This window comes from Streptomyces sp. NPDC093071, assembly GCF_044754545.1.
Lineage (GTDB): Bacteria > Actinomycetota > Actinomycetes > Streptomycetales > Streptomycetaceae > Streptomyces.
Genome location: NZ_JBIVPH010000005.1, coordinates 205,106 through 213,178, shown reverse-complemented (window position 1 = coordinate 213,178; position 8,073 = coordinate 205,106). Strand labels below are relative to the sequence as shown.

The following is an 8,073-nucleotide window of genomic DNA, read 5'->3' as shown; positions in this document are numbered from 1 at the left end:
GGTACGCAACGCGGGGGGGGTTTCCCCCCGCCCGGCCGGGCCCCCCCCCCCCCCCCCCCCCCCCCCCCCCCCCCCCGGGGCGGGGGGGCCCCCCAACCCCCCCCCCCCCCCCCCCCCCCCCGCCGGGCGCTCGACGAGGGGCGGTGTTTCACGTGAAACATCACCCCTTCCCGCGTTCCCCACGCAGCGCCACGGCGATCGATCCGTAGACCACGGCCACCAGGACGATCAGCGGGGCGGAGCGGCCGTCGGGCGGCAGCATCAGCGCCGCGACCCCGGCCGCGCCGACGAAGGCGACGTTGAACAGCACGTCGTAGAGCGAGAAGACCCGGCCCCGGTAGGCGTCGTCCACGGACGTCTGCACCACCGTGTCCGTGGCGATCTTGGCTCCCTGGGTGATGAGTCCGAGGAGGAAGGCGGCGACGAGGAAGGGCACGGGGGCGAAGGTCAGGCCGAGGGCCGGTTCGAGCACGGCCGCCGTCGCCGTGCACACGGTCATCCAGCCGAAGGGCCCGAAGCGGCGGACCGCCCACGGGGAGAGGACCGCGGCGGCGAAGAAACCCGCCCCCGACAGGGCGACGGCGAGGCCGAGGAGGCCGAGTCCCTCGGACTCGCTGGAGCTCCAGGTGTAGCGGCAGAGCATCAGTACGGTGACGAGCAGGGCGCCGTAGCAGAACCGTATGAGGCCCACCGCGGTGAGCGCCCGGAGCGCGGGCCGCCGCTCGGCGAGGTGCCGCAGCCCTTCGCCCAGCCCCCGGGCCGTCGACCGCAGGGCCGTGCCGAGGCGCTGCGGCACCAGCTCCGGGTCGGGACCGAGGAGCTCCCGGGACATCCGCAGGGAGGCGAGGGCGGCGCAGAGGTAGAGGACGGCGCCGAAGGCCACCACGGCCGCGTCGGAGTCGTCGGCGAGCAGGCGGACGCCGAAGGCGAGACCGCCCCCGACGGTCGCGGCGAGCGTGCCGGCGGTGGGGGAGAGCGAGTTCGCCACGACCAGCCGTTCGTCGTCGACGACACGGGGAAGCGAGGCCGAGAGCCCCGCGAGGACGAAGCGGTTGACGGCCGTGACGGAGAGCGCGGAGGCGTAGAAGAGCCAGTCGGGCACGGAGGCGAGGACGAGCACCGCGGTCCCGCACGCGAGCAGGGCGCGCAGGAGGTTCCCGTACAGGAAGACCTGGCGCCGCTGCCAGCGGTCGAGGAGCACCCCGGCGAAGGGCCCCACGAGCGAGTACGGGAGCAGGAGCACCGCCATGGCGGAGGCGATCGCGGTGGGGGAGGTCTGTTTCTCGGGGGAGAAGACGACGTACGTGGCCAGGGCCACCTGGTAGACGCCGTCGGCGCACTGGGAGAGCAGCCGGACGGCGAGCAGGCGGCGGAAGTTCGTCAGGCGCAGGAGTACGCGCAGATCACGTACGACGGACATGGCAGCAAGACTCACATACGAGGAGGGCCCCGGGCAGTGCCCGGGGCCCTCGATCGTCAGGCGTGCTGCGCGCTCAGCGCTCGACCTCGCCCTTGATGAACTTCTCGACGTTGGCCAGGGCCTCGTCGTCGAAGTACTGCACCGGCGGGGACTTCATGAAGTACGAGCTCGCCGAGAGGATGGGGCCGCCGATGCCCCGGTCCTTGGCGATCTTCGCGGCGCGCAGGGCGTCGATGATGACACCGGCCGAGTTCGGGGAGTCCCACACCTCGAGCTTGTACTCCAGGTTCAGCGGAACGTCGCCGAAGGCGCGGCCCTCGAGGCGCACGTACGCCCACTTGCGGTCGTCCAGCCAGGCCACGTAGTCCGACGGGCCGATGTGGACGTTCTTCTCGCCCAGCTCGCGGTCGGGGATCTGCGAGGTGACGGCCTGCGTCTTGGAGATCTTCTTGGACTCCAGGCGCTCGCGCTCGAGCATGTTCTTGAAGTCCATGTTGCCGCCGACGTTGAGCTGCATGGTGCGCTCGAGACGGACACCGCGGTCCTCGAACAGCTTCGCCATCACGCGGTGCGTGATGGTCGCGCCGACCTGCGACTTGATGTCGTCGCCGACGATCGGGACACCGGCCTTGGTGAACTTGTCCGCCCACTCCTTGGTGCCGGCGATGAAGACCGGGAGGGCGTTGACGAAGGCGACCTTGGCGTCGATGGCGGCCTGCGCGTAGAACTTCGCGGCCTCCTCGGAGCCCACCGGAAGGTAGCAGACGAGAACGTCGACCTGGCGGTCCTTGAGGATCTGGACGACGTCGACCGGCTCCTCGGCGGACTCCTCGATGGTCTGGCGGTAGTACTTGCCGAGACCGTCGAGGGTGTGGCCGCGCTGGACCGTGACGCCCTTGCTCGGGACGTCGCAGATCTTGATGGTGTTGTTCTCGCTGGCGCCGATGGCGTCGGAGAGGTCGAGGCCGACCTTCTTCGCGTCGACGTCGAAGGCGGCGACGAACTCGACGTCACCGACGTGGTACTCGCCGAACTGGACGTGCATCAGGCCGGGCACCTTGGTCGCCGGGTCGGCGTCCTTGTAGTACTCGACGCCCTGGACCAGCGAGGCGGCGCAGTTGCCCACGCCGACGATGGCTACGCGAACCGAACCCATTCCGGTTGCTCCCTGTGTGATCGTGTGAAGCCCTGCTGTGTGCGGGGATTCACGTGGTGGTGTCGTCGGACGGATCCGGCCGGGTACTGCCCCCGTGCCGGGGCAGGCCGCCCGTTTCTCCAGAATCGTTGTCGTGCAGAGCGGCGGCTCCGGGGCCGGACCGCCGGTCCCGCCCCGCCCGCTCGCTCTCGATGAGCTCGTTCAGCCAGCGCACTTCGCGCTCCACGGACTCCATGCCGTGGCGCTGCAGCTCAAGCGTGTAGTCGTCGAGGCGCTCGCGGGTCCTGGCCAGGGAGGCGCGCATCTTCTCCAGGCGCTCCTCCAGCCGGCTGCGGCGTCCTTCGAGGACGCGCATCCGCACTTCGCGCTCGGTCTGCCCGAAGAAGGCGAAGCGAGCGGCGAAGTGCTCGTCCTCCCAGGAGTCCGGCCCGGTGTGGGAGAGGAGCTCCTCGAAGTGCTCCTTACCTTCCGGGGTCAGCCGGTAGACGATCTTGGTCCGGCGTCCCGCGAGCGACGCGGCGAGGGTGTCCTCGGGGGCGCTGCCCGGTTCCTCGATCAACCAGCCGTTTGCGACCAGCGTCTTGAGGCAGGGGTACAGCGTTCCGTAGCTGAAGGCCCGGAAGACGCCCAGCGAGGTGTTGAGCCGCTTCCGCAGCTCGTATCCGTGCATCGGGGCCTCCCGCAGGAGGCCGAGGACGGCGAATTCGAGGATGCCGGAGCGTCTGCTCATCTGTCGCCTCCTCCGCTGCCGGTGCCCTTATGCCGTGCTGATGTATCGACTCGATACATCAGCACGATAGAACGGCCGTCCTGTGGCGACAAGTGGACCCGTCGTGACCGGCGTCACATCCTCAATTCACAGCAGTCGACTTGCCTGATTTGGGGTGAAGTCCGGCCCTAGGCGGTTTATGGCCGTGCGTAGTCTGTGCGGATGCAGATCACCGGGAACCGAGCGACGCCGTGGGGCGTCAGTGCTGCGGGTGACCGGCTGCGGTACGGGGGGACCTCCGATGGGTCCCGGCCGTGCGCATTTCGGGGGGACCGGAACTCAACTGCCGCTTCCAGGCGTACTCGCCTGCCCGAGGAGTAGTCGTTCGATGAGCGAGCATCGTCGCAAAGCGCCGCAGCAGCAGCCACCGACGGGTGGACGCGCGGCGGCACGGCGCGCTGCCCAGCAGCCGGTGGGCCGCAGGTCGGCCCCGGTTCAAGACGTGGGTACGGGGGCTCCTTCGGCCTCCTACGGGCCTCCTTCCTCCCACGGGGGTGAGCAGCGTCCCTACGGGGGGCGTGCGGAGGCCCGCCGTGCCGCCCAGCGCGGCAGCCGCCGGAAGGGAGCCGGCTCCGGTCCCGGCGGCCCCGGCGGATCCGGTGGCGGCCGACGCGGTGGCGGCGGTGGGGGGCGCGGGCCCGGGGGCGGCCCCGAGGGCCGCGGACCGGGCAAGAAGCGGTTCATCGACTACCCGCGTCACGACAAGTACGGCTGGCGCCGCTGGCTGCCCTCGTGGCGGCTCGTGACGGGCACGTTCCTCTTCTTCGTGGCGAGCCTGATGGGCGTGTCGGCCTTCGCGTACTCGAAGGTGGAGATCCCCAAGGAGGCCGACACCGCGAAGTCGCAGAACAACATCTACTACTGGGCCGACGGCACCCGCATGGTCGCGACGGGTGACGGCGCCAACCGGCAGATCGTCACCCTCCCGAAGATCTCGAAGCACATGCAGAACGCGGTGGTATCCGCGGAGAACAAGACCTTCTGGGACGACTCCGGCATCGATCCGAAGGGTATGGGACGTGCCGTGTGGAACATGGCCAAGGGCGGCCAGACCCAGGGCGGTTCGACGATCACCCAGCAGTACGTGAAGAACAACCTCCTCGACGACCAGTCGCAGACCCTGACCCGCAAGGCGAAGGAGTTCTTCATCGCCATGAAGGTCGGCAACGAGGTCGACAAGAAGGACGTCATGGCCGGCTACCTGAACACCGCGTACTACGGGCGCGGTGCCTACGGCATCCAGGCGGCCTCCCGCGCCTACTTCAACACGGACGCCGACAGCCTCAACCCCAGCCAGGCGGCCCTGCTCGCCTCGGTCCTGAAGGGCGCGACGTACTACGACCCTGCCGGCTACCCCGAGATCGACCCGAACGCCACGGCCGAGAAGAACACCGAGCGGGCCACCAAGCGGTGGAGCTGGATCCTCGACGAGATGCAGAAGGACGGGAAGATCTCGTCCGAGGAGCGGGCGAAGTACACGACCTTCCCCAAGATCCAGAAGCCCGGTCAGAGCGCCAACCTGACCGGTCAGATCGGCTACCTCGTCAGGACCGCCAAGGCGAACATCAAGACCCAGTTCGGCCTCGACGAGAAGGAACTGGAGCGAGGCGGCTACCAGATCTACACGACCTTCGACAAGCGCAAGGTGGCCGCGCTCGAGAAGTCGGTCCAGAAGGTCCTGAAGGAGAACATCGACCCCGAGAAGCGTCCCAAGACGGACACGCACGTTCAGTTCGGCGGCGCCTCCGTCGACACGGACACGGGAGAGATCGCCGCCATCTACGGCGGCGTCGACGCGACCAAGCACTTCACCAACAACGCCGACGCCACCGGCGCCATGGTCGGATCGACCTTCAAGCCCTTCGTGCTCGCCGCCGCGATGAAGGACGGCGTACGGGACCCGAAGCTGGACCCGGAGCAGGACGCCTCCACCCGCACGATCGTGGACCCGGACAAGAGCCGCTACTCCGGCAAGAACGGTCTGACGGTCCGGAAGTACAACGGCGAGATCTGGCACAACGAAGAGGGCAAGGAGTGGCGCCAGACCAATGACGGCCAGGAGAACTACGGCAACATCTCCCTGCGCCGGGCCATGATCAAGTCCGCCAACTCGCCCTACGTGCAGCTCGGCATGGACGTCGGCATCGACAAGGTCCGGGACGCCGCCGTCCGCGCCGGCCTGCTGGAGAGCTCGCTCGTCAAGGGCGAGGTCCCCTCGTTCTCCCTCGGTATCTCCAGTCCGAGCGCCATCCGCATGGCCGGCGCCTACGCGACCTTCGCCAACCAGGGCAAGCAGAACGACCCCTACTCCGTGCGGAAGGTGGTCAAGAACGGCGAGACCATCCACGAGCACGAGGCGAAGACCGACCAGGCCTTCTCCCCGGCCATCGCCAACAACGTCACCGACGTCCTCCGGGACGTCGTGGACGACGACGAGGGCACCGGCAGGAAGGCGCGGCTCCCCGGGCGCGCCGTGGCCGGCAAGACCGGTACGACCGATGACAACCGCTCGGCCTGGTTCGTGGGCTACACCGCGCAGCTGGCGACGGCGATCGACATGTACCGCTACGACGACGACGACACCAAGAAGGACCGCAAGTTCGAGAAGATGTACGGCACCGGTGGCCGTGACACGATCCACGGTTCGTCGTTCCCCTCGGAGATCTGGCAGGACTACATGTCCGAGGCCGTCAAGAACGACCCGAAGGTGAAGTTCCCCGAGCCGGAGAAGCTGGAGGGCGCCGAGTCGGTCTACGGCGGCGGTGCGACGAGCCCGACGCCCACGCCGACGCCGACCGAGACGGAGACGGCCTCCCCGACGCCGACCGAGACCGTCACCCCGTCGACGACTCCCCCGACCACCCCGTCGACGACTCCCCCGACGCCGACCAAGTCGCCGAAGCCGACCAAGACGACGTGCAGCATCTGGGACCCGGACTGCTACAACCCGGGTGACCCGGGCGGCAACACCGGGGAGCCCACGGGCACGCCGACGAACACCGGCGAGCCGGAGCCGACCGACACGCCGACGGACGACGGCGGCGGCAGGCCCGGCGGGAACAGGCCCGGCGACGGGGCCTGGGCCCCCTAACCTCCGCCGGCAGCACTCCTCGGGGGCCGTCGCGGCCGCTCCGTACCTTCCGTACGGGGCCGGCCGCGGCGGCCCCCGCCGTTTTCCCGGGGACGTACGGCAGGATGTCCCCCATGCCGAGCCTCCAGAAGACGAGCGCGCCTCGGGAGCGCTCGCAGACGGTCATCCCCACCCACCGGGACGAGGTGGCCGCCGCGGGCAGCGAACTGATCGGCGGCCCCTACGGCCGCCGGGCGCTGCCCGGCACCGGAAAGTTGTCCCCGGTACGGGTGATCGCCCTCGTGGCCATCGGCATGTTCGCGCTGGGCATGGTGCAGAAGCTGCCCTGCTACAACTGGGCCTGGTTCCGGGGGACGACCTCCCAGTACACGCACGCCTGCTACTCGGACATCCCGCACCTGTTCTCCGGGCGGGGCTTCGCGGACGGCCTTGTCCCCTACTTCGACCGGCTGGCCGGCGACATACCGTTCCTGGAGTACCCCGTCCTGACCGGGCTCTTCATGGAGGTCGCGGCCTGGCTGACGCCGGGCGGCGGCGAGACGGCGGAGCGCGAGCAGGCGTACTGGCTGGCCAACGCCGGCCTGCTGATGGTCTGCGCGGCCGTCCTGGCGGTCTGCGTGGCCAGGACGCACCGCCTGCGCCCCTGGGACGGGCTCCTGGTCGCCCTGGCGCCCGCGGTGGCGCTCACGGCCACGATCAACTGGGACCTGCTGGCCGTCGCGCTGACCGCCGCCGCCGTCCTCATGTGGGCGCGAAGCCGTCCGGTGGCCTTCGGGATCCTGCTGGGCCTGGCCACGGCCGCCAAGCTCTATCCGGTCCTGATCCTCCTGCCGCTGCTGCTGGTCTGCTGCCGGGCCGGGAAGTGGCGGGAGTACGGGGCCGCGGTGCTCGGCTTCGCGGGGGCCTGGCTGGTCGTGAACCTGCCGGTGATGCTGCTCGCGCCGGAGGGGTGGAAGCAGTTCTACGTCTTCAGCAGGCAGCGGAACGTCGACTTCGGCTCGGTCTGGCTGCTGGTCGGCCAGCGCACGGGCACCTCGATCCCGCCCGACCGGGCCAACCTGTACGCGCTGCTCCTGATGGGCATGGCCGTCATCGCCCTCGCCTACCTGGCGTTCACGGCGCCCCGCAGGCCCCGCTTCGTCCAGCTGGCCTTCCTGGTCGTCGCCGCGTTCGTCCTCGTCAACAAGGTCTACTCGCCGCAGTACGTGCTGTGGCTCGTCCCGCTGGCGGTCCTCGCCCGGCCGCGCTGGCGCGACTTCCTGATCTGGCAGGCGTGCGAGGTCATGTACTTCCTGGGCGTCTGGATGTACCTGGCGTTCACGACCAGCGGCAACAAGCAGGGCCTGCCGGTGGAGGGCTACCAGTTCGCGATCGTCCTGCACCTGCTCGGCACCCTGTACCTGTGCGCGATGGTCGTGCGCGACATCCTGGCGCCCGAGAAGGACCCGGTCCGGCAGGACGGTTCGGACGACCCCTCGGGCGGCGTCCTGGACGGCGCGGAGGACGTCTTCGCGGCGGGCGGCGCGGGGCACCCGGCCCGGCACGCGGTCCCGGCCTCCGAGGAGGCGCAACGGGTGCGGTGGGGCGCTCCCGAGGAGCGGGGCCCCCGGGACTGAACGGCCGTCACCGGTCCGGGG

The 8,073-nt window shown here is 69.9% G+C and carries 5 protein-coding genes; 2 read left to right on the top strand and 3 right to left on the bottom strand.

Translation table 11 applies throughout. The features are described 5' to 3' along the window. Nucleotides 1-160: 160 nt before the first annotated feature. The 3 genes from ACIQD7_RS21760 to ACIQD7_RS21750 all read right to left on the bottom strand — a co-directional run bounded on the left by ACIQD7_RS21760 (nt 161) and on the right by ACIQD7_RS21750 (nt 3,306). On the bottom strand, nt 161-1,420 hold the full coding sequence (locus tag ACIQD7_RS21760; protein WP_402443535.1) for an MFS transporter: 1,260 nt from the start codon (nt 1,418-1,420) through the stop codon (nt 161-163). A gap of 73 nt (nt 1,421-1,493) precedes the next feature. Continuing rightward, nucleotides 1,494-2,576, bottom strand: a complete 1,083-nt coding sequence (locus tag ACIQD7_RS21755) for an inositol-3-phosphate synthase (protein ID WP_402443533.1) — start codon at nt 2,574-2,576, stop codon at nt 1,494-1,496. Nucleotides 2,577-2,625: 49 nt separating this feature from the next. Then, nucleotides 2,626-3,306: a PadR family transcriptional regulator gene (locus ACIQD7_RS21750; protein ID WP_121830692.1), complete on the bottom strand. Its 681-nt coding sequence runs from the start codon at nt 3,304-3,306 to the stop codon at nt 2,626-2,628. Nucleotides 3,307-3,673: 367 nt separating this feature from the next. Here ACIQD7_RS21750 and ACIQD7_RS21745 point away from each other — a divergent pair, with 367 nt between their 5' ends. Beyond that, nucleotides 3,674-6,436, top strand: coding sequence for a transglycosylase domain-containing protein (locus ACIQD7_RS21745; protein ID WP_402443531.1), 2,763 nt, complete (start codon nt 3,674-3,676; stop codon nt 6,434-6,436). Nucleotides 6,437-6,549: 113 nt separating this feature from the next. Beyond that, nucleotides 6,550-8,052 (top strand): glycosyltransferase family 87 protein, encoded by a 1,503-nt coding sequence (locus tag ACIQD7_RS21740; RefSeq protein ID WP_402443529.1) that lies wholly within the window; start codon nt 6,550-6,552, stop codon nt 8,050-8,052. Nucleotides 8,053-8,073: the final 21 nt, after the last annotated feature.

What these genes read in the sequence shown, in the direction of transcription:
- ACIQD7_RS21760 (WP_402443535.1), bottom strand. Translation starts at nt 1,420, where the DNA reads ATGTCCGTCGTACGTGATCTGCGCGTACTCCTGCGCCTGACGAACTTC.
- ACIQD7_RS21755 (WP_402443533.1), bottom strand. Translation starts at nt 2,576, where the DNA reads ATGGGTTCGGTTCGCGTAGCCATCGTCGGCGTGGGCAACTGCGCCGCC.
- ACIQD7_RS21750 (WP_121830692.1), bottom strand. Translation starts at nt 3,306, where the DNA reads ATGAGCAGACGCTCCGGCATCCTCGAATTCGCCGTCCTCGGCCTCCTG.
- ACIQD7_RS21745 (WP_402443531.1), top strand. Translation starts at nt 3,674, where the DNA reads ATGAGCGAGCATCGTCGCAAAGCGCCGCAGCAGCAGCCACCGACGGGT.
- ACIQD7_RS21740 (WP_402443529.1), top strand. Translation starts at nt 6,550, where the DNA reads ATGCCGAGCCTCCAGAAGACGAGCGCGCCTCGGGAGCGCTCGCAGACG.